Annotated in this window: 18 protein-coding genes and 1 pseudogene; 5 read left to right on the top strand and 14 right to left on the bottom strand. The window is 65.9% G+C overall.

Annotation, left to right across the window (positions count from 1 at the left end; translation table 11 throughout):
- The first annotated feature begins 143 nt into the window (after nt 1–143).
- Complete coding sequence (htpX, locus tag HV798_RS29585; RefSeq protein WP_025140242.1) at nt 144–1025, top strand: protease HtpX; 882 nt, start codon at nt 144–146, stop codon at nt 1023–1025.
- A 94-nt stretch (nt 1026–1119) separates the two neighbouring features.
- Here htpX and HV798_RS29580 read toward each other — a convergent pair whose 3' ends face one another.
- Entirely contained in the window at nt 1120–2511 is a 1392-nt protein-coding gene (locus tag HV798_RS29580) for an L-serine ammonia-lyase (RefSeq protein WP_175193913.1), read from the bottom strand.
- A 175-nt stretch (nt 2512–2686) separates the two neighbouring features.
- On the opposite strand from HV798_RS29580, the gene HV798_RS29575 reads away from it, so the two are divergent.
- Nucleotides 2687–4348 (top strand): Na/Pi cotransporter family protein, encoded by a 1662-nt coding sequence (locus HV798_RS29575; protein ID WP_025140240.1) that lies wholly within the window; start codon nt 2687–2689, stop codon nt 4346–4348.
- Between the two features lie 660 nt (nt 4349–5008).
- Here HV798_RS29575 and HV798_RS29570 read toward each other — a convergent pair.
- From HV798_RS29570 to polA, 3 genes are all read right to left on the bottom strand, one after another.
- Nucleotides 5009–5797, bottom strand: a complete 789-nt coding sequence (locus HV798_RS29570; protein ID WP_175193912.1) for a dienelactone hydrolase family protein — start codon at nt 5795–5797, stop codon at nt 5009–5011.
- Between the two features lie 116 nt (nt 5798–5913).
- Nucleotides 5914–6747 (bottom strand): ZIP family metal transporter, encoded by an 834-nt coding sequence (locus tag HV798_RS29565; RefSeq protein WP_175193911.1) that lies wholly within the window; start codon nt 6745–6747, stop codon nt 5914–5916.
- Nucleotides 6748–6836: 89 nt separating this feature from the next.
- On the bottom strand, nt 6837–9554 hold the full coding sequence (gene polA / locus HV798_RS29560; protein ID WP_175193910.1) for a DNA polymerase I: 2718 nt from the start codon (nt 9552–9554) through the stop codon (nt 6837–6839).
- Between polA and HV798_RS29555 the strand changes: the two genes are divergently transcribed.
- The gene (locus HV798_RS29555; RefSeq protein WP_445658491.1) at nt 9553–10269 is read left to right on the top strand and encodes an LOG family protein; all 717 of its coding nucleotides are present in this window, start codon (nt 9553–9555) and stop codon (nt 10267–10269) included. The two genes, polA and HV798_RS29555, sit on opposite strands and share 2 nt — an antisense overlap.
- A gap of 52 nt (nt 10270–10321) precedes the next feature.
- Here HV798_RS29555 and HV798_RS29550 read toward each other — a convergent pair whose 3' ends face one another.
- Nucleotides 10322–11746: a M20 family metallopeptidase gene (locus HV798_RS29550; RefSeq protein WP_175193909.1), complete on the bottom strand. Its 1425-nt coding sequence runs from the start codon at nt 11744–11746 to the stop codon at nt 10322–10324.
- Between the two features lie 61 nt (nt 11747–11807).
- Nucleotides 11808–12791: a Bug family tripartite tricarboxylate transporter substrate binding protein gene (locus tag HV798_RS29545; RefSeq protein WP_175193908.1), complete on the bottom strand. Its 984-nt coding sequence runs from the start codon at nt 12789–12791 to the stop codon at nt 11808–11810.
- Nucleotides 12792–12918: 127 nt separating this feature from the next.
- Between HV798_RS29545 and HV798_RS29540 the strand changes: the two genes are divergently transcribed.
- A complete protein-coding gene (locus HV798_RS29540) occupies nt 12919–13854 on the top strand; it encodes a LysR family transcriptional regulator (protein WP_175193907.1) in 936 nt (311 codons plus the stop codon).
- 6 nt (nt 13855–13860) lie between these two features.
- Here the strand turns inward: HV798_RS29540 and HV798_RS29535 are convergent, their stop codons facing one another.
- On the bottom strand, nt 13861–14721 hold the full coding sequence (locus HV798_RS29535) for a LysR family transcriptional regulator (protein ID WP_175193906.1): 861 nt from the start codon (nt 14719–14721) through the stop codon (nt 13861–13863).
- A 107-nt stretch (nt 14722–14828) separates the two neighbouring features.
- Between HV798_RS29535 and HV798_RS29530 the strand changes: the two genes are divergently transcribed.
- Nucleotides 14829–15221 (top strand): tautomerase family protein, encoded by a 393-nt coding sequence (locus tag HV798_RS29530; RefSeq protein ID WP_175193905.1) that lies wholly within the window; start codon nt 14829–14831, stop codon nt 15219–15221.
- 117 nt (nt 15222–15338) lie between these two features.
- On the opposite strand, the gene typA is transcribed toward HV798_RS29530, so the two are convergent.
- From typA to HV798_RS31630, 7 genes and pseudogenes are all read right to left on the bottom strand, one after another.
- Entirely contained in the window at nt 15339–17162 is a 1824-nt protein-coding gene (gene typA, locus HV798_RS29525) for a translational GTPase TypA (protein WP_175193904.1), read from the bottom strand.
- Nucleotides 17159–17911 (bottom strand): tRNA pseudouridine(55) synthase TruB, encoded by a 753-nt coding sequence (truB, locus tag HV798_RS29520; protein ID WP_025140229.1) that lies wholly within the window; start codon nt 17909–17911, stop codon nt 17159–17161. Before truB ends, typA begins: the two co-directional genes overlap by 4 nt.
- 39 nt (nt 17912–17950) lie before the next feature.
- Entirely contained in the window at nt 17951–18352 is a 402-nt protein-coding gene (gene rbfA / locus HV798_RS29515; RefSeq protein ID WP_025140228.1) for a 30S ribosome-binding factor RbfA, read from the bottom strand.
- A 23-nt stretch (nt 18353–18375) separates the two neighbouring features.
- On the bottom strand, nt 18376–21435 hold the full coding sequence (gene infB / locus HV798_RS29510) for a translation initiation factor IF-2 (RefSeq protein WP_175193903.1): 3060 nt from the start codon (nt 21433–21435) through the stop codon (nt 18376–18378).
- A 91-nt stretch (nt 21436–21526) separates the two neighbouring features.
- Nucleotides 21527–23005 (bottom strand): transcription termination factor NusA, encoded by a 1479-nt coding sequence (gene nusA, locus HV798_RS29505; protein WP_175193902.1) that lies wholly within the window; start codon nt 23003–23005, stop codon nt 21527–21529.
- The gene (rimP, locus tag HV798_RS29500; protein WP_175193901.1) at nt 23002–23505 is read right to left on the bottom strand and encodes a ribosome maturation factor RimP; all 504 of its coding nucleotides are present in this window, start codon (nt 23503–23505) and stop codon (nt 23002–23004) included. The genes nusA and rimP overlap by 4 nt, the downstream gene beginning before the upstream one ends.
- 325 nt (nt 23506–23830) lie before the next feature.
- Nucleotides 23831–24125: pseudogene (locus HV798_RS31630) on the bottom strand (23S rRNA pseudouridylate synthase B); the annotation flags it as partial.

The following is a 24125-nucleotide window of genomic DNA, read 5'->3' as shown; positions in this document are numbered from 1 at the left end:
GCGCTCAGGTGAAAGTGAGGGGGAATAAGGGAAAGCGATACTATACTCTCCGTCACCGGACGCAGCGCCGCCAGTCGGGGAACTGGCGCGGCGCCGCACAGTCAAAGCCGGGGTATTTCCCGCTCGCAGAGGAACAAAAAAACATGAAACGCATTGTCCTGTTCGTCATCACCAACCTGGCCGTCATGCTCGTGCTGTCGGCCACGCTACGCATCCTGGGCGTAGACCGCTACATCACGGCCAACGGCCTGAATCTCAACGCCCTCCTGATCTTCTCGGTGGTGGTCGGCTTCACCGGCGCGATCATCTCGCTCCTGATCAGCAAGCCCATGGCCAAATGGAGCACCGGCGCCCAGGTGCTGGATCCGAACGCGCCGCGCAGCCAGCGCGAAGCCTGGCTGCTCGATACCGTTCACCAACTGGCCGACCGTGCCGGCATCGGCCGCCCCGAAGTCGCCATCTACGACGGCGCGCCCAACGCGTTCGCCACCGGCGCCTTCAAGAACGACTCGCTGGTCGCCGTGTCCACCGGCCTGCTCGAAAGCATGAGCGAAGAAGAAGTCGCCGCCGTGCTGGCCCACGAAGTGGCCCACATCGCCAACGGCGACATGGTCACCCTGACCCTGATCCAGGGCGTGGTGAACACCTTCGTCGTGTTCCTGGCCCGCGTCGTCGGCTACTTCATCGACCGCGTCGTGTTCAAGAACGAACGCGGCATCGGCCCGGGCTACTACGTCACGGTGCTGGTCTGTGAGATCATTTTCGGCATCCTGGCCTCGATCATCGTGGCCTGGTTCTCGCGCCAGCGCGAATACCGCGCCGACGCCGGCTCGGCCCACCTGATGGGCGCCCGCGAACCCATGATGCGCGCCCTGGCCCGCCTGGGCGGCCTGGAGCCGGGCGAACTGCCCAAGTCGTTCGAAGCCTCCGGCATCACCGGCAAGGGCGGCCTGGCGGCCATGTTCGCCTCGCACCCGCCCATCCCGGCCCGCATCGCCGCCCTGCAGAACGCCCGCGTGATCTGATCCCTGCGCCACGGCGCCTGCGTGGCGCCCACTGCCCGGCAGAAAAAAAGCCCCTTGATCGCTCAAGGGGCTTTTTCTTGGGCTGCGCCGTGCGTCAGCACTCGACGATGTTCACCGCCAGGCCGCCGCGCGCCGTTTCCTTGTACTTGGTCTTCATGTCGGCGCCGGTTTCGCGCATGGTCTTGATGACCGAATCCAGCGACACATAGTGCTGGCCGTCGCCGCGCAGCGCCATGCGGGCCGCGTTGACCGCCTTGATGGACGCCATGGCGTTGCGCTCGATACAGGGAATCTGCACCAGGCCGCCAACCGGGTCGCAGGTCAGGCCCAGGTTGTGTTCCATGCCGATCTCGGCCGCGTTCTCGACCTGCTCGACCGAGCCGCCCAGCGCGGCAGCCAGGCCGCCCGCCGCCATCGAACACGCTACGCCGACTTCGCCCTGGCAGCCGACCTCGGCGCCCGACAGCGAGGCGTTGTACTTGTACAGCAGGCCCACGGCCGCCGCGGTCAGCAGGAAATCGCGCACGCCTTCGCGGTTGGAACCAGGGACAAAGCGATCGTAATAGTGCAGCACCGCCGGGATGATGCCCGCCGCGCCGTTGGTGGGCGCCGTGACCACCCGGCCGCCGGCTGCGTTTTCCTCGTTGACCGCCATGGCGTACAGATTGACCCAATCCATCACCGACAGCGGGTCGGACAGCGTGCGCTCGGCCCGCTGGGTCAGGTTGCGGTACAGCTCGGGGGCGCGGCGGCGCACCCGCAGCGGACCGGGCAATTCGCCGTCCGCCTCGGGGTAGTTGATGCCACAGCCGCGCGAGACACAGTCCTGCATGACTTGCCAGATGCGGTCCAGGCCGCCCGAGATCTCGCCGGCATCGCGCCAGGTGAGTTCGTTCTGCATCATCAGCTGCGCCACGGACAGGCCGCTTTCGCGGCACATGGTCAGCAGTTCGCGGCCCGTGCGAAACGGATACGGCAGTTGGTCGTGCGCCGCGATGACCTGGCTGTTGGACGCCCCCGCCGTCACCACGAAACCGCCCCCCACCGACAGGTAGCGGGCCTCGCGCAGCGATTCGCCCTTGGCGTCGAAGGCATGGAATTTCATGCCGTTGGGATGCTCGGCCATGGCTTCGCGGCGGTAGAACATCATGTGTTCCTTTTCCACGAACGGTACCGGATAGTGGCCCAGCAGCGGCAATTGGCGGCTGGCGCGCACCGACGCGATCATGCCGGCGATGGCCGCCGGGTCGACCGTGTCAGGGGCCTCGCCCATCAGGCCCAGCAGCACGCCCTTGTCGGTGCCGTGGCCCTTGCCGGTAGCGCCCAGCGAGCCGTAAAGCTCGGCGCGCACGTTGGCCACCTGCGGCAACAGGCCGTCGCGTTCCAGGCCCTGCGCGAACAGCAAGGCCGCCCGCATCGGGCCGACCGTATGGGAACTGGACGGGCCAATGCCTATTTTGAACAGATCGAATACGGAAACGGCCACCAGAACTCCCATGCATCCACGAATGATCCGGCAATGATACGCGCAAGCCCCGGCCGCGCGCAGCAAAGCCCTGCGGGGCGTATGCTGTATTGCAGGGACGGGTTTCCCCGCCCGCCCTGGCATGCGATCATTACAGAATTATTTCTTGTCATAAAAAGAATGGAACGACTCCAGGATGTCCGGACTTATTACCCTGCTTGACTTCGCCGGCTACGTCGCCCTGCTGCTTTGGGGCGTGCACATGGTCCAGACAGGCGTACAGCGCGCCTTTGGCGCCGCCCTCGGCGCCGCACTGGGCCGCGCCCTGGGCACCCGCCTGCGGGCCTTCGCCGCCGGCCTGGGCATCACCGCCGCCCTTCAGAGCAGCACCGCCACCGGCCTGATGATCACCGGCTTCGCCGCTGGCGGCGTCGTCGGCCTGGTCCCCGCGCTGGCCGCCATGCTGGGCGCCAACGTCGGCACCACGCTGATCGTCCAGCTGCTGTCGTTCGACCTGACCTCGCTGGCCCCCATCCTGATCCTGGCCGGCGTCTGGATGTTCCGCCGCTATCCCCCGGGCCGCACCCGCGACCTGGGCCGCGTCTTCATCGGCCTGGGCCTCTTGCTGCTGTCGCTGCACCAGCTGGTCGAACTGTTCGAACCCTTCCAGACCGCCCCCATGCTGGGCATGATCCTGGACGCCCTGGCCACCCAGCCCGTCGCCGCCGTGCTGCTATCGGCCGCCTTCACCTGGGCGGCCCACTCCAGCGTCGCCGTGGTGGTGCTGGTCATGTCGCTGGCCAGCCACCACATGGTCGCCCCCCACGTCGCCTTTGCCCTGGTGCTGGGCGCCAACCTGGGCACCGCCATCAACCCCATGATCGAGGGCGTCACTGGCGACGATCCCGCCGCCCGCCGCCTGCCCCTGGGCAACCTGCTGACCCGCGTGCTGGGCGTCCTGGCCGGCCTGGTGCTGCTGCCCTGGCTGCAACCGCTGATGAGCGACCTGTCCAGCGACCCGGCTCGCGCCGTGGCCAACTTCCACACCCTTTTCAACGCCGTCATCGCCGTGGTGTTCCTGCCGCTGTTGGCCCCCTACGCCGCGCTGCTCACCCGCTGGCTGCCCAAGCGCACCGACCCCAACGACCCGTCCCGCCCCCAATACCTGGACGAATGGGCCCACGACGTGCCCGCCGTCGCCCTGGGCAACGCCGCCCGCGAAGCCCTGCGCATGGCCGACATGCTGCAGACCCTGCTGCTGTACGCCCGCGCCGGCTTCAAGCGCGACAACCGCCACCGCATGGTCCAGGCCCGCCAGCTCGACGCCGCGCTGGACAAGCTCGAAAACGCCATCACCACCTACCTGGCCACCCTGGACCAGGAAAACATGACGCGCGACGACCTGCAACGCATGGACGACATCCTGGCCTTCACCAGCAACATCGGCCACGCTGGCGACATCGCCCACCACGGCCTGCTCAGCCACATCGCCAAGCTGCGCAAGCAAGGCTGGACCTTCTCGCCCGAACAACGCGCCAGCCTGGACGACACGCTGGGCGAACTGATCGCCAACCAACGCCAGGCCGCCGCCCTCTTCGTCAACGACGACCTGCGCCAGGCCCGCGCCCTGGCAGGCGAAAAAGCCCGTTTCCGCACCATCGAAACCCAGGCCGCCGACACGCACCTGCAAAAGATCAAGGCCGGCCAGGTAGACGCCGCCGAAGTCGGCGCCCTCTACCTGGACATCCTGCGCGACATGAAGGGCATCAACTCCCACCTGGTAGGCGCCGCCGCCTACCCCCTGCTAGCCCGCCACGGCGAACTCCTCCCCAGCCGCCTACGCGAAGCGGGGAACTAGAGCCCCCACGCGGCGCGCTTCGCGCTTGCTGCCCCCCGAGGGGGCTGCCCGGCCTTCGGGCGGCCGGGCGGCCGGGCGGCTATTTTTGCGTGACGTTATCTTGGATTCCCTCGCCGCGCGCACGACAGCACTTGCTGGCCCCGGGGGGGCTGCCCGGCCTTCGGGCGGCCGGGCGGCTATTTTTGCGTGGCGCTGTCGCTGCGCACTATAGGTAGGGTTCTCTGGCTGCACAGAAGGGCAACAGCCGGCAGTTCAAGCAATTTCAGGCGAGCGCAGCGACGCCGCGCAAGCGCGCAGCGTGCATCGTCACGACGTAGCAGGATGTGTATGCCCAGAGCCGGCCGCCCGCGCGGCCGGTCTGGGCGGGCGACGCAAACCTCTCCCCCCTCCCTCGGCCTGGCAGCATCTCATTTCTCGATAACCGTAGCCCGGCGCGGGTGGTGCACACGTGGCGCGCGCCGTCGATGCGCCCGAGGGAATCTGAAGGGAAGGCCGAAGGCCTGGACGAAGATGACGAAGGGGACGTCCGGAGCGAAGGCTCCGGACCGCAATCGTTGGCGCGCGCCACGTGTGCACCACCCGCGCCGGGCGGCCTACGAAGAAGCCCCCACAGCACAAAAAAAGGCCGCGCCCGTCGCGCGCAGCGACACACCCACTCCCTTACAGGTACCGCTTGAACCACTCCAGCATCCGCCCCCACCCATCCTCGGCAGCGGCAGCCTGATAATTCGCCCGATAATCCGCCATGAACGCATGATCCGCGTCCGGATACACCACAAACTCCGACCGCCTGGCATTCTCATTGCCGCCGGCAAGCTTGCCCTTCATGATCTCGATATCCGACACCGGAATGCTGGCGTCCTTGGCTCCATACAAGCCCAACACCGGCGCATGCAGTTCATTGACCACATCAAACGCCACGCGCTTGATCAATGGCCCGTGACCCGTGCTCAACTTCCCGTACCAGGCCACACCCACCTTCACATCCGGGTTGTGCGCCGCGTACATCCACGTCAGGCGCCCGCCCCAGCAAAAGCCCGTCACGGCCACGCGCTTGGGGTCGCCGCCGTGCTGCGCGGCCCAGGCCACGCTGGCGTCCAGATCCGCGAACACCTGCTCGTCGGACACCTTGCTCACGATCTCGGCGATCAGCTTCGGAATATCGGTATAGGTAGAGGCATCGCCCTGGCGCTGGTACAGATTCGCGGCCACGGCCAGGTAGCCGGCCTTGGCGACCCGGCGGCAGACGTCCTTGATGTGCTCGTGCACCCCGAAGATTTCCTGCACCACCAGCACCACGGGCAGGTTCTGCTTGCCCTCAGGGGCGGCGTAGTAGGCGTCCAGGGTTCCATCAGCCACGGGCAGCTGGAAATCCCCGTGGACCAGCCCCTGCGTATCCGTGTGGATCACGGTGGGGGCGACGTTGCCTGCGGCGGCGGAAAAACTCATGGCGAACTCCTGTGTAGGGATCAACGCGGGACCGGCGTCCCGCGATTCGCCAACTAGGCATGCGCGACACGACCGGCCAGGATCAGGACAAAGCCGGGTATCGCGAACGCCGCGCCTCAGTGCGTGTGGACGTGCTCCGTGCGCGCCGCGCCGGCTCCGGTTTCGTGCTCGTGCCCGTGGTGCATCAGCGTCGTCACGCTGTAGATCAGCGCCACGCCCACGCCCACCAGCAACAGCTGCGGCACCGCATCGGCCAGGGATACCCGTTCGTGCATCTGCGGCATCAGGTCGGCCACCGAAATGTAGAGGAAGCTGCTGGCGGCAACCACCAATACGTACGGCACCCAGCCCTGCGCTTGCTGCAGCACGAAGTAGCCTATTATGCCGCCCACGGCTGAACACAAGCTGGTGAAGAGGATCAGCGCAAACGCCCGGCGGCGCGCCAGGCCCGCGTTCAGCAACACGACAAAATCGCCCAGCTTGTGCGGCACTTCGTGCACGATGATCGAGGCCGCCGTCAGCACGCCCAAGAGCGGATCGGTCAGGAAGGCCGCCGCCACCAGCACCCCGTCGCACAGGTTGTGCAGCGAACTGCCGATCAGGATCAGCACCCCGCCGCGGCCCGCCTCGTGGCGGTCGTGGCCCGAATGGTGATGGTGCCCATCGCCTTCGTGATGATGGCTGTGGCGCAGCAGCGCGATCTTTTCCAGCACGAAGAAACCGATCAGCGACGCCAGCATCAGCCCGAACAGCACGTGGGCGTCGCCCACCGCGCCCTCGAACGCCTCGGGCAACAGGTGCAGCAGCGCCACCGACAGCAGCACGCCCACCGACAGGCTCACCATGTGGTGCAGGTATTGGGCGAACACCTTGTAGGCCAGCCAGCTGGCGACAAGGACGGCAATGAGGCCACCGGTGACGGTAGCAAGCAGGACCCAGAGCAGCAACATTTGGGGGACGGTTTATTGGCGGGGGAAGCGCAACATTATATTGTTGCAACCGCAAAAGCGGAAATGGGCCGCCCTCGGCGGCCCCGCGCTCAGTGCGCCTGTTCCCAGTTCTTGCCTACGCCCACTTCGGCCACCAGCGGCACGCGCAGCTCGGCCACATTGCACATCAGGCGCGGCAGCGCTTCCTTGACCAGTTCCAGTTCCGCGTCCGGCGCTTCCAGCACCAGTTCATCGTGCACCTGCATGATCATGCGCGTCTGCAGCTTTTCGGCTTCCAGCCAGTCCTGCACCGCCACCATGGCCATCTTGATCAGGTCGGCCGCGGTGCCCTGCATGGGCGCGTTGATCGCCGCACGCTCGGCGCCCTGGCGGCGCGGCCCGGAGGCGCCCCGGATCTCCGGCAACTGCAGGCGGCGTCCGAACACGGTTTCCACGTAGCCCTGTTCGCGGGCCACGCGGCGGGTGTTTTCCATATACATCGCCACGCCGGGATAGCGGGCGAAGTAACGGTCGATGTAGGCCTGCGCGGCATCGCGCGTGATGCCCAGGTTGGACGCCAGGCCGAACACCCCCATGCCGTAGATCAGGCCGAAGTTGATGGCCTTGGCCGCGCGGCGCTGCTCGGACGAGACGTCCTGCAATGACACGCCGAACACTTCCGAAGCGGTGGCGCGGTGGATGTCTTCGCCCGCCGCAAACGCACGTTGCAGGTTGGCGTCGTCCGACACGTGCGCCATGATGCGCAGCTCGATCTGCGAATAGTCGGCCGACAGCAGCAGGCCTTGCTCGGCGATGAAGGCCTCGCGCACCCGGCGTCCGGCTTCGGTGCGCACGGGAATGTTCTGCAGGTTGGGATCGGACGAGGCCAGGCGGCCGGTGATCACCGCGGCCTGCGAATAGCGCGTGTGCACGCGGCCCGTATCGGGGTTGATCATGCGCGGCAGCTTGTCCGTGTAGGTGGACTTCAGCTTGGACAGCCCGCGGTATTCCAGCAGCACCTGCGGCAGCGGGTAGTCCTGCGCCAGCTTGCTCAGCACTTCCTCGTCGGTGGACGGCGCGCCGCCCGCGGTCTTGCGCACCACCGGCAACTGCATGCGGCCGAACAGGATCTCGCCCAGTTGCTTGGGCGAATTCAGGTTGAACGGCTGCCCGGCCAGCTCGTAGGCCTTTTGCTCGAGCTGCAGCATTTCCTGGCCCAGCTTGTGGCTCTGGCGGCCCAGCTCGGCCGCGTCCACCTTGACGCCGTTGCGCTCGATGGTGGTCAGCACGGCGGACACCTGCATTTCCAGCAGGTAGATGCGTTCCAGCCCGGCATCGGCGGCCACCTGCGGGCGCAGCACCTGGTGCAGTTGCAACGTGAAGTCGGCGTCTTCCGCCGCATAGTGGCCGGCCTTGTCCACCGCCACTTCGTCAAAGCCGATCTGCTTGGCGCCCTTGCCGCACAGGTCTTCGTACGACACGCCGCTGCGGCCCAGGTAACGCTGCGCCAGGTCGTTCAGGCCGACCCGGTTATGCGATTCCAGCACGTAGGCCTGCAGCATCGTGTCGTCGGTGATGCCGGCCAGGCGGATGCCTTCGTTGGCGAATACGTGTGCGTCGTACTTGGCATGGTGCAGCAGCTTGGCGCGCGAAGCGTCCTGCAGCCAGGGGCGCAGGCGTTCCAGTACTTCGGCCTTGGGCAATTGCGTGGCGTTGTCCGGGCCGCGGTGCGCCACCGGGATGTAGCAGGCCACGCCCGGCGCCACCGACATCGACAGGCCCACCAGCCTGGCCTGCATCTCGTCCAGCGAGGTGGTCTCGGTGTCCAGCGCCACCAGCTCGGCGGATTGCAGCTTTTCCAGCCAGGCATCGAACGCGGGCCAGTCGGCAATGATCTGGTAGTCCAGTTCCGTGGGGGCGACCGGCACTTCGACCGCCACGCGGGCGTCGCCCGCCGGCACGCGCTCGGCATCGCCGGTCAGGTCGCGCAGCCAGGTGCGGAAACCATAGCGTTCGTAGAGTTCGGTCAACGTCGCTTCATCGCGGCCGCGCGGCGTCAGGTCGTCGACACTGTCCACGTGGCCGGTCAGGTCGCAATCGCATTTCACGGTGAGCAGCTCGCGCGTCAGCGGGAAATTGGGAATGGCTTCGCGCAGGTTGCTGCCCGCCACGCCCTTGATGCCCTCGGCGCCTTCGACCAGCTTGTCGATCGAGCCGAATTCCGAGATCCATTTGGCGGCCGTCTTGGGGCCCACCTTGGTCACGCCCGGCACGTTGTCGACCGTGTCGCCGACCAGCATCAGGTAGTCCACGATACGGTCCGGCGGCACGCCGAACTTGTTGACCACGCCGGCTTCGTCCAGCACTTCGCCGCTCATGGTGTTGACCAGCGTGACGTGGCTGTTGACCAGCTGCGCCAGGTCCTTGTCGCCGGTGGACACGATGGTGTGCACGTCGCGCTCGGCAGCGCGGCAGGCCAGCGTGCCGATCACGTCGTCGGCTTCGACGCCTTCGATGGCCAGCACCGGCCAGCCCAGCGCGCGCACGGCGCGGTGGATGGGTTCGATCTGGGCCGCCAGGTCTTCGGGCATGGGCGGGCGATGCGACTTGTATTCCGGGTACAGATCGTCGCGGAAGGTCTTGCCGCGCGCGTCGAAAATACATGCGGCATACTCTGCCTTATAGTCGGCTACCAGCTTGCGCAGCATATTGACCACGCCGTACAGCGCCCCGGTGGGTTCGCCTTGCGCGTTGCGCAAATCAGGCATAGCGTGGAAAGCGCGGTACAGGTAGCTTGAACCGTCGACCAGCAATAGGGTTTTTTTCATGGTTACAAAGGCAGATATGGCAACAACTGCGGCAAATACGGCGGCAACGACGGCGGAAACGCCCGCCAACAAGCAAATTCCGCTGATTATGTCAGAGATACGGACGGCGGCAGACAAGCTCGCCCATATCGGGCCCGCAGTCAGCGTCTTTGGCAGTGCGCGCGTCAGCCGCAACTCGCCGCACTACGAAACCACCGTCGCGATTTCGGCCGCCCTGGCCGAGGCGGGTTTCGCGGTCATCGCGGGCGGCGGCCCCGGCATCATGGAAGCGGCCAACAAGGGCGCTTTCGAAACCGGCGGCACCAGCATCGGGCTGAACATCAGCCTGCCGCACGAAGCGCACAACAACGAATACCAGACTATAAGCCTGTCGTTCGAATATTTCTTTTCGCGCAAAGCCACCTTCTTCATGCACAGCTTCGCCTACGTGGCGATGCCGGGCGGCTTCGGCACCCTGGACGAGCTCTTCGAAGCGTTGACGCTGATCCAGACCGGCAAGGTCCCGCCCGCGCCCATCGTGCTGGTGGGCAGCGAATACTGGTCGGGCCTGGTCGAATGGCTGGGCGGCCAGGTGCTGGCCAATGGCATGATCGGCGCGCACGACCTGGATCTTTTCATCATCGAAGACGATCCCCGCAAAGTCGTGCGCAAGGTGGTCGAATTCCACCAGAAGGTCAACTCCGACGCGCAATACGCGCCGTCGCTGCCGGCCTGACAGGAAACGGGGCCAAAGCCCCGGCGGCCCCAGGCGGGGCCGCCGTCCTGCCCTACTTGCGCATGAAAGACGGCAGCACGTCCGCCGGAATCGGGCAGACGTAAGGCTGGCCGCGGCGCATGTCCAGCAGCTCTTGCTTGGCGCGCGCCAGCGTCTCGGGCTGGCGGTACAGGTCCGCGGCGGTCGCAGCGATGATCTTCGCGGCGTGCACCATGCCCTTGTGGGCCAGCGACAGCTTGCCCTGCGCCACCATCTGCCACGAATGGAACGGCGTGCCGTAGGCATAGCAGGCGCCCCAGCACTGCGCCGTGGGCGTGACCCAGCTGACGTCGCCGACGTCGGTCGAACCGTAGCTGATCTCGGTCTTGCCCGGCTCAAAGGGCGCCACGCCGCTGAACAGCGGCGTCGGGTTGCGCAGCACCGCGCCCAGGTTCTTGCCCGCATTGTCGATATCGTCGGGGGAAATCGCATCCCACATCCGGCGTGCGGCCTGCTGTTCGCCTTCCGTGTAGGACGGCCCCTGCAGCGCCTGCATATTGGCGTACATGACCTCGTTCAACACCCCATTGGGGATGTAGTTCGAGCAGGCCTTGTCGAACACGATTTCCAGCTCGCAGCCGGTCATCAGCGCCGCCCCGCGAGCCACGTTCTTGACGCGCTCGTACAGCTCGGCCGCCTGCGAATTGATGGGCGCGCGCACCAGGTACAGCACCTCGGCGCGGGCCTGCACCACGTTGGGCGAAATGCCGCCGCTGTTGGTCACCGCGTAATGCACCCGCGCATCGGGCACCATGTGCTCGCGCAGGTAGTTCACGCCCACGTTCATCAGTTCCACCGCGTCCAGCGCGCTGCGGCCCAGATGCGGCGAGTTGGCCGCATGCGCTGCCACGCCGCGAAAGCGGAAATAGGCCTGGATATTGGCCAGGGAAGACTGGTGAAAAATGCCTGTGTGCGAGGCCGGGTGCCAGGTCAGCGCCGCATCCAGGTCATCGAACAGCCCGGCGCGCGCCATGAAGGTCTTGCCCGAGCCGCCCTCTTCGGCCGGACAGCCATAGAAGCGGATGGTGCCGGGCAAGCCGTTGTCCTGCAGGAATTCCTTGACCGCCACCGCGGCGAAATGCGCGGCCGTGCCCAGCAGATGGTGGCCGCAGCCGTGGCCGTTGCCGTTGGGCGTTTCCGGCGACGGCTGGCAGGCGAAGGCGCCACTTTCCTGGCTCAGCCCCGACAGGGCGTCGTATTCACCCAGAATGCCGATTACCGGGCCGCCGCTGCCCGCCTCGGCCACGAAGGCCGTGGGAATGCCGGCCGCGTCGCGGGTGACGCGAAAGCCCGCGTCTTGCAGCATGGCAATGTGCAGTTCGGCCGATTTGTGCTCGTCGTAGCGCAGTTCGGCCAGGCTCCAGATGCGGTCGCTCAGTTCCGCATAGCGTTCGCTGCGCGCGTCGATGAACGGCGCAAGTTTGTCGATGGCTCCCATCGCGTCTCCAGTGGCGGGTCTATAGGGTCTACCCCCGCTTTCGCGGGGGGCGTAAAACCGTTTACTCGTCCAGCTTGATGCCGGCAGTTTCAATGATTTTTCGGTTGGCGGCCAGCGTCTGCGCAATGCGTTCGCCAAAGGCCTGCGGCGTGCCGGTCAGCGGCTCGGCGCCCAGGCCCGCCAGGCGCTGCACCAGCGCCGGGTCCGCCAGCGCACGCTGCGCCGCGCCATTGACGGCCTGCACCACCGCATCCGGCGTGCCGGCCGGCGCGACCAGGCCAAACCAAGTCTGACCCAGCGCGTTCAATTGCGGATAACCCAATTCGGCCAGCGTCGGCAATTGCGGCAGGCCGGCCAGCCGCGTGGGCGCCGACACGGCGATCGGGCGCAGCTTGCCCGCCTTGATCAGCGACTGGGCCGAGGCGTACTGGTCCTGCTGCACCTGCACCTCGCCGCCCACGGCCGCCGTCAGTGCCGGCCCCATGCCGCGATAAGGCACGTGCAGCACCTCAACCTTCAGGTCGGCATTCATGGCGGCCAGATTCAAATGGCCCAACGAACCGACGCCGGGCGATCCAAACGAATACTTGCCCGGATGGGCCCGCAGTTCGGCCAGGAATTGCGCGAAATCATTCGCCGGAAACGCCGGGTTCACCATCCACACCACCGGCACGGTCGCCACCGCGCCCACCGGCGTCAGCTGGGTCGCCGGATCCACCCGCCTGGTGCCGTACAGCAGCGGGTTCACGGCCATCGTGCTGACCGTAGCCATGCCCAGGGTGTAGCCATCCGGCTCGGCCCGCGCCACGGCCTCGGTGCCGATCAGCCCGCCTGCGCCGGCGCGGTTTTCCACCACCACGCTCTGGCCCAGTTCCTTGCGCAGCCCGTCGGCCACCGCTCGCGCCAGCACATCGGTCGAGCCGCCGGGGGCAAATGGCACGATCAGGCGCACCGGCTGGGTGGGATAGGCGCCCGCTGCCAGGGCCCCGGCAGAAACGCCGGCGGCGACGGCACAGACGACAGCATGCAATAGGCGGAACGTCATGGAACAGCCCCTCCTGGGCGTGATCACGTGAAAAGCGTCATTCTGGGCAGGGCATATCCTTATTTCAAATACATTAATGCGTCGATATATTCGAAATTTGAATAGCTAAAACACCCCTGCCCCTGCCATGGACGTCGCTCCCGCCACCCTGCTGTCCCGCCTCCTGGCCAAGGGCCGCCTGCGCCACCTGCAACTGCTGGCGGGCGTGGCCGACCTGGGCAGCGTGCAGCAGGCCGCGGCCCAGATCGGCATGAGCCAACCCGCCGCCACCCATGCCCTGGCCGATATCGAAGCCCTGCTGGGCGTCAGCCTGTTCGAACGCCACGCCCGCGGCATGCGCACTACCCGTAGCGGACAGTTGATGGCGGAATGTGCACGCGGCATGCTCACCACGCTGCGGGCCTCGACCAATTCGGTTGCGGCGCTGCGCGACGGCGCCGCGGGCAGCCTGCGCCTGGGCGCCATTCCCGCGGCCAACGGCGGCCTGCTGGCCGAGCGCCTGCCGGCCTACATGCTGGCCCACCCCAACCTGCACGTGGAAGTCCAGGAAGGCAGTCGCGAACAACTGCTGCCACTGGCGGCGGCGGGCAACCTGGACATGCTGCTGTGCCGGCGCCCGGAAGCCATGCCCGCCGGCCTGGAATTCGTGCCGTTGCAGCAGGACGCGGCCGTCATCGTCGGCACCGAAGGCCATCCGCTGCTGACCGGCCCTACCCCGCCCACCCTCGCCCAGGTCGCCTCGCAGTTGTGGATCGAACCACGCCCCGAGCTGGCGATCCACGCCGTCTTCAGCGCCTTTTTCGAGCGCGCCGGCATCGTTCCCCGACTGTGCCGGCTGGCCAGCGCCGCGCCGCCGATGCCCCTGCTGATCGCCGTGATGCAGGCGCAGCAAGCGCTGGCCATGGTGCCGCTGACGCTGGCCGACTGGTACCTGCGCCATGGCCACTTCCAGCGCATACGGATCGATTCGCCTGGCGCCTTCCAGCCCATCGGCGCCGTCGTGCGCGAAGACGGGCCCGGCCGGGAGTTCCTGGACTGGCTGATGGCGGCGCCCCGCCCCTAGCCGATATCAGCGCATCGCCCGCACGATGGCCTCGCGCGCCAGCTCGATGAAACGGTCTTCGCCCGGCCGTGGCGGCAGCAGGCGGAATTCAACCTCGGGCAGCGGCGGCAAGCCTGGCCACTGCGCGCGGGTGATGCCTGGCGCCAACGCCGACTCGTTCAGGCAGGCCACGCCCAGCCCCGCCGCAATCGCCAGTTGCAGGCCCGCCACGCCAGACGCCACGTGCGCCACCGCATACGGCACGCTGCGCCGCGACAGCAGGCGCTCGGCATATTGGCGCAGCGCGCAGGTTTCCGGCAGCGCCAACAGCGGCAACGCCCCGCGCGTTGCCTGGGCGCCATCCGCCGCCATCCACAAGAGCGACTCGCGCCGCAGCACCGGCCCTTGCGGGCGGCCTTTGCCTGCGCCGCGTTCCAGGATGACCATCGAGATACCCACGTCGATCTCGCCGCGCTCATAGGCCGCTTCGATCGCGCCGCTTTTCATGATGGTGACGTGCATGCGCACCTGCGGATACTGTTCGTTCAAGCGCCGCAGCATGCCCGCCACATCACCCGGGCGAAAGTAGTCGGTGATGCACAGGCGCAGCTCGCCCTGCAACGCGACGCCGCGCAGGTCGCGATAGGCCTCTTCGCTCAGCGCCAGGATCGCGCGCGCATGCGTCAGCAGCCGCTCACCGGCCGGCGTGGCGGACACGCCCGACTTGCCACGGATCAGCAGCGCCTGCCCCGCGCGTTCCTCCAGCTTGCGCATCTGCTCGCTCACCGACGATTGCGACAGGAACACCTTGGGCGCCGCCGCCGTCAGGCTGCCCGCATCCAGCACGGCGACCAGCGTACGCAACTGGTCCAGGTCGAAACCAGACATGGTCTATCCAACGGTTTATTCGATGGATGAAATCGTAAATTCCCGCTTTTCCGATGTCAATCGGCTTCCTACACTGGCTTCATACCCATCACCCCCTGGAGCCTTCCATGCCTCACATCGTCATCCATGTTTCCGGCCAATCCGATGCCCACGTAAACCGCCGCATCGTCGATGCCGTCGCCGGCCTGACCCAGACCGTCCTGGGCAAGAAGCTGCCGGTCATCGCCATCACCTTGCAGCACATCCCGCATGACCTGTGGTTCATCGGCGCAAAGCCTCTGTCCGAAGTCGGCAAGAACGCCTTTCACCTGGACATCAGCGTCACGGACGAAACCAACACCAAGGCCGAAAAGGCACGCTTCATCCAGGAGATCTACGCGGCATTCCGAGAGATCCTGGGCGAGCTGCATGAATGCTCGTACGTGCATGTGATCGATGCTCGCGCGGCGGCATATGGCTACGGCGGCAAGACGCAGGAATATCGCCATCAGCACGCCTGAACCGAAAGCGAGGTGATCCCGCCGCGCCCCGTCGGGTCGTAAAAAAAGGCCGTACACCCTTTGGGGCGTACGGCCTTTTTGCAGCCTTGCCAGGCGGGGCAATGCCCCGCTTGGCGCTTAGACGGCGGATTCGCGTGCGGCGCGCTTGCGCTCGTTTTCGAGCAGGTAGCGCTTGCGCAGACGGATCGACTTGGGCGTGATTTCGACCAGTTCGTCGTCGTCGATGAATTCCACGGCGTATTCCAGCGACATTTGGATCGGCGGAACCAGGCGCACGGCTTCGTCGGTGCCCGAGGCGCGCACGTTGGTCAGCTGCTTGCCCTTGATGGGGTTCACGACCAGGTCGTTGTCGCGGCTGTGGATGCCGATGATCATGCCTTCGTACAGCGCATCGCCCGGATTGACGAACATGCGGCCACGATCCTGCAGCTTCCACAGGGCGTAGGCCACGGCGTCGCCGTGATCCTGGCTGATCAGCACGCCGTTGCGGCGCTCGCCGATCGAGCCTTCCTTGACGGGCGCGTATTCGTGGAAGATGTGGCTCATCAGGCCCGTGCCGCGCGTCAGCGTCAGGAACTCGTTCTGGAAGCCGATCAGGCCACGGGCCGGAATCAGGTATTCCAGGCGGGTGCGGCCACGGCCGTCCGGCTGCATGTCCTGCAGGTCGCCCTTGCGGCGGCCCAGCTCTTCCATGACGCCGCCCTGGTGGGCGTCTTCGACGTCGATGGTCAGCGACTCGAACGGCTCGCACTTCACGCCGTCGATGTCCTTGAACACCACGCGCGGACGCGACACGGCCAGCTCGTAGCCTTCACGACGCATCGTTTCCAGCAGAATCGTCAGGTGCAGTTCACCGCGGCCCGACACTTCGAACACCGTGTCGTCGCCCGTGTCGCGCACACGCAGCGCCACGTTGGACTTCAGTTCGCGGTCCAGGCGGTCACGCAGCTGGCGGCTGGTGACGAACTTGCCTTCACGGCCGGCCAGCGGCGACGTGTTCACCATGAAGTTCATGGTCAGGGTCGGTTCGTCGATGCGCAGCATCGGCAGCGCGTCTTGCGTGGCAGCGTCGGTGACCGTGCAGCCGATGCCAAGTTCTTCGATGCCGTTGATCAGCACGATGTCGCCGGCTTCGGCTTCATCGACCACGATGCGCTCCAGGCCATGGAACTTCAGGACCTGGTTGATGCGGCCACGGCCGCCCTGGCCTTCGGGGCCGAACTTGTAGGCCACGTCCATGCCGGGGCGCATACGGCCACGGTTGATGCGGCCCACGCCGATCTTGCCGACGTAGCTGTTGTAGTCCAGCGAGATGATCTGCATCTGCAACGGGCCGTTGGGATCGTCGTCGCGTTGCGGCACGTGTTCGAGAATGGCTTCGAACAGCGGGCGCATGTTGCCTTCGCGCACGTCCGGGGTCAGGCCGGCGTAGCCGGACAGGCCAGAGGCGTACACCACCGGGAAGTCCAGCTGCTCTTCGGTCGCGCCCAGCTTGTCGAACAGGTCGAACGTGGCGTTGATGACGAAGTCGGTGCGGGCGCCGGGGCGGTCCACCTTGTTGACCACGACGATCGGCTTCAGGCCCAGGGCCAGCGCCTTGCGGGTCACGAAGATGGTCTGCGGCATCGGGCCTTCGACGGCATCGACCAGCAGCAGCACGCCGTCGACCATGGACAGCACGCGTTCGACTTCGCCGCCGAAGTCCGCGTGTCCCGGGGTGTCGACGATGTTGATGTGCGTGCCTTCGTATTCAACGGCACAGTTCTTGGCCAGAATCGTGATGCCGCGTTCTTTTTCCAGATCGTTCGAGTCCATGACCCGTTCGGTCAGCGCCTGGTTTTCGCGGAAGGTGCCGGATTGGCGCAGCAGCTGGTCGACCAGGGTGGTTTTACCGTGGTCCACGTGGGCGATGATGGCGACGTTGCGCAAGGCGCGAGTCATAGCGAGTCCTTTAAGGTCAGGGTGGAGGGCAGCAAGCCCTCCGGCAATTCGTTCAGTGCAAGCAATGCCTGCTTGGGGTCTGGCATCGCCTGCAAGGCATCCAGCGCAACGGCGCGTTCCAGAGAAAAAGGCCCGACGTGCGTGCGCCGCAGCGCCGCCAGGTGGGCGTAACAGCCCAGCGCGCGCCCGATGTCCTGGGCCAGCGTCCGGATGTATGTGCCTTTACTGCAAGCCACATCGATCTCTGCCTGCGTCCCGTTCAGGGACAGCAGCTCGATGCGGTAAATCGTAATCTGCCGCGGCGCGCGTTCCAGCTCGATGCCGGCCCGGGCGTATTCGTACAGCGGCTTGCCGTCGCGCTTGAGCGCCGAATACATGGGCGGAATCTGCTCGATCGTGCCCGAGAAACGTGACAGCGCTTCGCGCAGGGCCTGTTCGTCGACCACGAAACCAGGCTCGGCGGTGGACACCACGTTGCCGGTCAGGTCGCCGGAATCGGTTTCTTCGCCAAATTGAAGCGTAGCGCGATACGCCTTGTCGGCGTTGAGCATCGCGCCGGAAATCTTGGTCGCCCGGCCCATGCAGCACACCAGCAAGCCGGTGGCAAAGGGGTCCAGGGTACCGGTATGGCCGGCTTTCGCCGCATCCATGGCACGTTTTGCGCGCTGCAAGGCGTGGTTGCTCGACAAACCTACGGGTTTGTCGAGCAACAGCACACCGTCGAGCGCAAGCCCGCGTCGTTTAGCCATCGTCGGAATCCGGAAATTAAAGCAGTGACGACAGCCCGATCAGGACTGGTCTTCAGGTTCGTCGGGCACGCCCGAGTGCGGGCCGGGCCGGTTTGCGCGGTCGATGAGGATCGACATCTCGATGCCACGGGCGATCTGCTCGTCGTGGAAGAAGCGCAAAGTGGGGACAGTGTGAATGTGCAGCAGCTTGTACAGCTGGGAGTGCAGCCAGCCGGCCTTCTCGTTCAGCAAGGTGGTCGCGGCTTCGGGCTCGGCGCCCAAAACCGTGAAATACACCTTGGCATGCGCGTAGTCGGTCGACAGTTCCACACCAGAGAGCGTGATCAGTCCCGCGCGAGTCGTATCGATCTCGCGCTGGATGATCCCGGCCAGATCCTTCTGGATCTGGTCGGCCAGTCGCAGATTGCGACCGGGGATGGCTTTGGACTTGTGACGGCTCATTAGCAATAATGCCTCGCGACGCTTTACAGCGTACGCGCGATTTCCTTGATTTCAAAGACTTCCAGCTGGTCGCCCACCTGGATGTCGTTGTTGCCGCGCAGCGTAAGACCGCAATCGAAGCCCGACTTGACTTCCTTGACGTCGTCCTTGAAGCGGCGCAGCGATTCGAGATGCCCCGTCCAGTGAACCACGTTGTTGCGCAGCAGGCGTACCTGGGAATCGCGGCGCACGATGCCATCGAGCACCATACAACCGGCGATGTTGCCGAGACGCGAGATGCTGTAGACCTCGCGGATCTCGACCAGGCCGATGATCTCTTCTTTCTTCTCGGGCGCCAGCATGCCCGACATGGCTGCCTTCACTTCATCCACGGCGTCATAGATGATGTTGTAGTAGCGCACGTCGATGCCGTTGTTCTCGGCCAGCTTCTTGGCGCTGGCTTCGGCACGCACGTTGAAACCGATGACGACCGCGTTCGAGGCGATGGCCAGGTTGATGTCGGTTTCCGAGATGCCGCCCACGGCCGCGTGCACCACTTGCACGCGGACTTCGTCGGTCGACAGCTTGACCAGCGACTGCACCAGCGCTTCCTGCGAACCCTGCACGTCGGTCTTGACGATAAGCGTGAGGGTCTGCGTGCCTTCGCCCAGGTTGTCGAACATGGACTCGAGCTTGGCGGCCTGCTGGCGGGCCAGCTTGACGTCGCGGAACTTGCCTTGGCGGAACAGCGCGATTTCGCGCGCCTTGCGCTCGTCGGACAGCGCCATCAGTTCGTCACCGGCGGCCGGCACTTCGGTCAGGCCCTGGATCTCGACGGGGATGGACGGGCCGGCCGATTGGATCGGCTTGCCGTTTTCGTCCAGCATGGCGCGCACGCGGCCAAAGCTCGCGCCGGCCAGCACCACGTCGCCGCGCTTGAGCGTACCGCTCTGCACCAGGATCGTGGCGACCGGGCCGCGGCCCTTGTCCAGGCGGGCTTCGATGACCAGACCCTTGGCGGGTGCGTCTTCGGGCGCCTTCAGTTCCAGCACTTCGGCTTGCAGCAGCACGTTTTCGAGCAGGGCGTCGATGCCCTCGCCGCTCTTGGCGGACACGCCCACGAACGGCACGTCGCCACCGTATTCTTCCGGCACCACCTGTTCGGCAACCAGTTCCTGCTTGACGCGGTCGGGGTTGGCCGAGGGCTTGTCGATCTTGGTGATCGCCACGACCATGGGCACGCCGGCCGCCTTGGCGTGGTGGATGGCTTCACGCGTCTGCGGCATCACGCCGTCGTCCGCGGCCACCACCAGGATGACGATGTCGGTGGCCTTGGCGCCGCGGGCACGCATGGCGGTGAACGCCTCGTGGCCCGGGGTGTCAAGGAAGGTCACCATGCCGCGCTCGGTCTGAACGTGGTAGGCGCCGATGTGCTGCGTAATGCCGCCGGCTTCGCCCGCGGCAACCTTGGCGCGGCGGATGTAGTCCAGCAGCGAGGTCTTGCCGTGGTCGACGTGGCCCATGACGGTCACGACCGGGGCGCGCGGCAGCTGTTCGGCTTCCGACACGCTGGCGGTTTCGTCCAGGAAGGCTTCCGGGTCGTCCAGCTTGGCGGCGATGGCCACGTGGCCCAGTTCCTCGACCACGATCATGGCCGTTTCCTGGTCCAGCACCTGGTTGATGGTGACCATCTGGCCCAGCTTCATCAATTGCTTGATGACCTCGGCGGCCTTGACGGACATCTTGTGGGCCAGGTCGGCCACGCTGATGGTTTCCGGCACGTGGACTTCACGTGCGATGAATTCCTGCGGCGCGGGTTCGTTGCGGCGATCGTTCTGCTGGTTGCGGCCACCGCGGCCGCCACTCTTGCCACCGCCCTTGCCGCCTGCGCGCCAGCCGTCACGGCTGGCAGGCGCTGCCGGCTTGTCGGCCGGCTTCTTGCGCGAGGCGTCGTCGGACCAGGTCGAGGCCACTTCGGCCGTCTTGATGGTCTTCTTGGTGCCGGGTGCGGCGGGCTTGGCGTCCTTCTTGGCGCCAGGCGCGGCGCCGGGCTTGCCGGCGGGCTTGTGCAGCGTGCCCGAGATCGGGGCTGCCGGCGCGGCGGCGGGCGCTTCGGGTTCCGGCGCACGCAGCACCTTGCGGGGACGGTTCAGCATCTCGCGCAGGGCAGCGGCTTCGGCCTCGGCGGCACGGCGCGCTTCGTCGCGGCCAGCGCCAGTGGCGGAGGCGGCAAGCGGAGGGCCGGCGCGGCGATTGTCGGCGCGGTTACCCACCTTGGCGGCGGGTGCAGCGGCTTCGACCGGCTTGGCGGCGGATTTGACGGATTCGGACTTCGCGGCAGGCTGGGCCTGGGCGACAGGCGCGGCGGCCTGGGAGGAAGATGGTTCGGACGTATTAGCTAGCACAACGGGTTCCGGCTTGGCTTCTTCAGCCTTGGGCTCGGTGGATTCAGTCTTGACTTCGGGCTTGGCCACTTCGGCCACGGGCTCGGCAGGAGCGGGCGCCGGCGTCGGTTCCGGTTCAGGCTGGGCCTGGACTTCGGGGGCTTGCGCCTCGACGGGGGCGGGCACTTCGGCCGCGACGGGTTCAACAGGCGCGGGCGCTTCTACCGGCGCGGGCGCTTCAACTGCAGCGGGCGTTTCCGCCGGGGCCGGGGCCGGAGCCTCTGCCTGGACGGGCGCGGTTTCGCGCGGCTCGACCGGGGCGGGCGCCTCGGTCACGGCCGGTGCGGACACCTGCTGCGATTCTTCGACGGCCGCTTCGTCTTCGGCGCGGGCGCCTGCGGCCTGCTCCAGGGCGATTTCGGAGGGATCACGTTTGACGAACACGCGCTTCTTGCGAACCTCGACCTGGATGGTGCGCGAGCGGCCGGTGGCGTCAGCCTGCCGGATCTCGGAGGTTTGGCGGCGCGTCAGGGTGATCTTCTTGCCTTCGGTCGCGCCATGAGCGCGACGCAGCGATTCGAGCAATTTCGCCTTGTCGCTGTCGGTGACGGAATCGTCAACCGATTTGAGGTCAACGCCAGCCGAGCGCAGCTGATCCAGCAGCACATTGGCAGGCATTTTCAGCTCGGTAGCGAACTGGGCGACGGTGTTACTCGACATTAGGCTCTCTCTTCCCTATATGCAGCTATTACAAACAACGTGAACTTGCGGCGGACATGACGGCATCCGCCGCAGACCCGTGTCCTTATGGTTATTCTTCGTCGAACCAATGGGCGCGGGCACGCATGATGAGGTCGCTGGCTTCCTGCTCGGTCAGGCCGGCGATTTCCGCCAGCTCGTCCGTTGCCAATTCGGCCAGATCATCACGCGTATGCACTTGACGCTCGGCCAGCTTGGCAGCCAGTTCCTGCGTCATGCCTTCGAGTTCCAGCAAATCCTGTGCCGTTTCAAGACGCTCTTCCTGGGCGATGGCCTCGGTCAGGAGCGCATTGCGGGCACGGGCGCGCAACTCGTTGATGGTGTCTTCGTCAAACGCCTCGATTTCCAGCAGTTCCTGCATGGGCACGTAGGCGATTTCCTCGATACCGGTGAAACCTTCGTCGATCAGGATGTCGGCGACTTCCTCGTCGACGTCCAGCTTGTTCATGAACGTGGCGCGCAGGCCCGAACGCTCGACTTCCTGGCGGTTCAGGCTTTCTTCCGGCGTCATGATGTTGATCTGCCAACCGGTCAACTCGGACGCTAGGCGCACGTTCTGCCCCTTGGCGCCAATGGCCTTGGGCAGGTTTTCTTCGTCGACCACGACGTCCATCGCGTGCTTGTCTTCGTCCACCACGATGGACTCGACGTTGGCGGGCGCCAAGGCGCCGATGACGAACTGCGCGGGGTCTTCGGACCACAGCACGATATCGACCTGTTCGCCGCCCAGCTCGTTGCGCACGGCGGTCACGCGCGAACCGCGCATGCCCACGCAGGTACCGATCGGGTCGATACGCTTATCGTATGCCACCACGGCGATCTTCGCACGCACGCCGGCATCACGGGCAGCCGCCTTGATCTCGAGCAGGCCCTGTTCGATTTCGGGCACTTCGTTCTCGAACAGCTGGCGGATGAACTCGGGCGAGGTACGCGACAGGATGACCTGCTGACCACGGGCCGCGTGGTCGACGCGCAACACGAAAGCGCGGACACGGTCGGCAACCCGGAGGTTTTCCTTCGGGATCATTTCGGAACGCGGCAGGCGCGCTTCGATCTTGCCCGTTTCAATGATGGCGTCGCCCTTGTCCATGCGCTTGATCGTGCCGGACACGATGGTTTCGCCACGATCCAGGAAGTCGTTCAGCACCTGTTCGCGCTCAGCGTCGCGGATCTTCTGCAGGATGGCCTGCTTGGCAGCCTGGGCGCCGATGCGGCCGAATTCGATGGGCTCGAGCGGCTCTTCGATGTATTCGCCTTCCTTGATGCCAGGCACGATCTCGACCGCGTCCGACAGCATTTCCTGCTTGTCGGGTTCTTGCAGACCGGCTTCGTCCGGCACCACCAGCCAGCGGCGGAAACCTTCGTGGTCACCGGTTTCACGATCGATGGCAACACGAATGTCCGCATCATCCTTGAAGCGCTTTTTCATGGCCGAGGCCAGCGCGCTTTCAAGCGCTCCGAACACGACATCACGCGTGACGTTCTTTTCACGCGCCAAGGCATCGACCAACAGAAGAATTTCGCGACTCATCGCTTTTTGCCCTTGAAATCCAGAACGGGATCCAGTTTTGCACGCTCGATATCATCGACCGTGAAATTCAACACCTGGACTTCGTTCTTTTTTGCCTCAAATTCGAGACCGAACACGGTCTTGTGCATCCCAGCCGCGGCATCCGGGGCTGCGGGCGCGTCTTCGGGCACGGTCAACGTGCCGGCGAAGACCTTGCGTCCGTCCAATGCCTCGCGCAGCTTGATCTCGATGCGTTCGCCTGCGAAGCGACGGAATTCGGTCTCGTTGCGCAACGGGCGGTCAATGCCCGGCGAACCGACTTCCAGCCGCTTGTAGTCGATGTTCTCGACCTCGTACACCCGCGACAATTGGCGGGACACCTGCTCGCAGTCTTCGATGCGCACACCGCCGACCCGATCGATCGTGACGCGCAAAAGGCCCAGCGCGGCACGCTCGACGTCGACGAGTTCGACATCCATGCCGGCAAGAGCCTCTTCGGTCAATGCGAATAAATCAGCCATATACTCAAAAAAAATGGGCTGCACGCCCAGCCCACCGTATTGCACAGCGCCCAGCCGCCACCCTTACTGCACGTAAGGAGCAATGCTGGGCAGTGCCCTATATTGCGACCTAAATTTCGGCCTGCACCGCCACTTGCGGCGCACCAGCCCGCCCCACGCAACCCTTCCGCGGCCAAAAGCCAAGGCGCGAAAGCAAGAACGCGAAGCCATGAAAACCATTGATTTTACCAGATAAACTGGAAAAACGCCTGATTCGTCACGGGCTTACGTTTATGTGGGACACATCCGACAGGCGACGCCACCCTGGCGCCGCCCGGCAGGCGGCTCAGCGCCCTCTTCCGCCCCGGCCGCTCATCACGCCCAGGCGGGATTCGTGGGCCGATGCGCCACGGGGCTGCCAGTCATCGCCACGCGGCGACGACGACGTATTGCGCGGTGCGCGCGGCTTGCCGCCGGCGCCCGGCCCCTTATTGTTACCGCCACCAGCGTTACCGCCACCGGCGCGCGAGCCTTCGGCCTTGTTGCCGCCGCGACCCGCGCCCGCGGGCTTGGCGCCCCGGCCGGCATTGCCGCCACGCGCGCCCGCCGGCTTGCCGCCTGGCTTGCCACCTGCCGGCTTG

It is taken from the genome of Achromobacter deleyi (assembly GCF_902859705.1).
GTDB classification, from domain to species: Bacteria; Pseudomonadota; Gammaproteobacteria; order Burkholderiales; family Burkholderiaceae_B; genus Achromobacter; species Achromobacter deleyi.
Note: the sequence above shows the minus strand (reverse complement) of the source record. Positions and strands in the feature narration are given on the sequence as shown.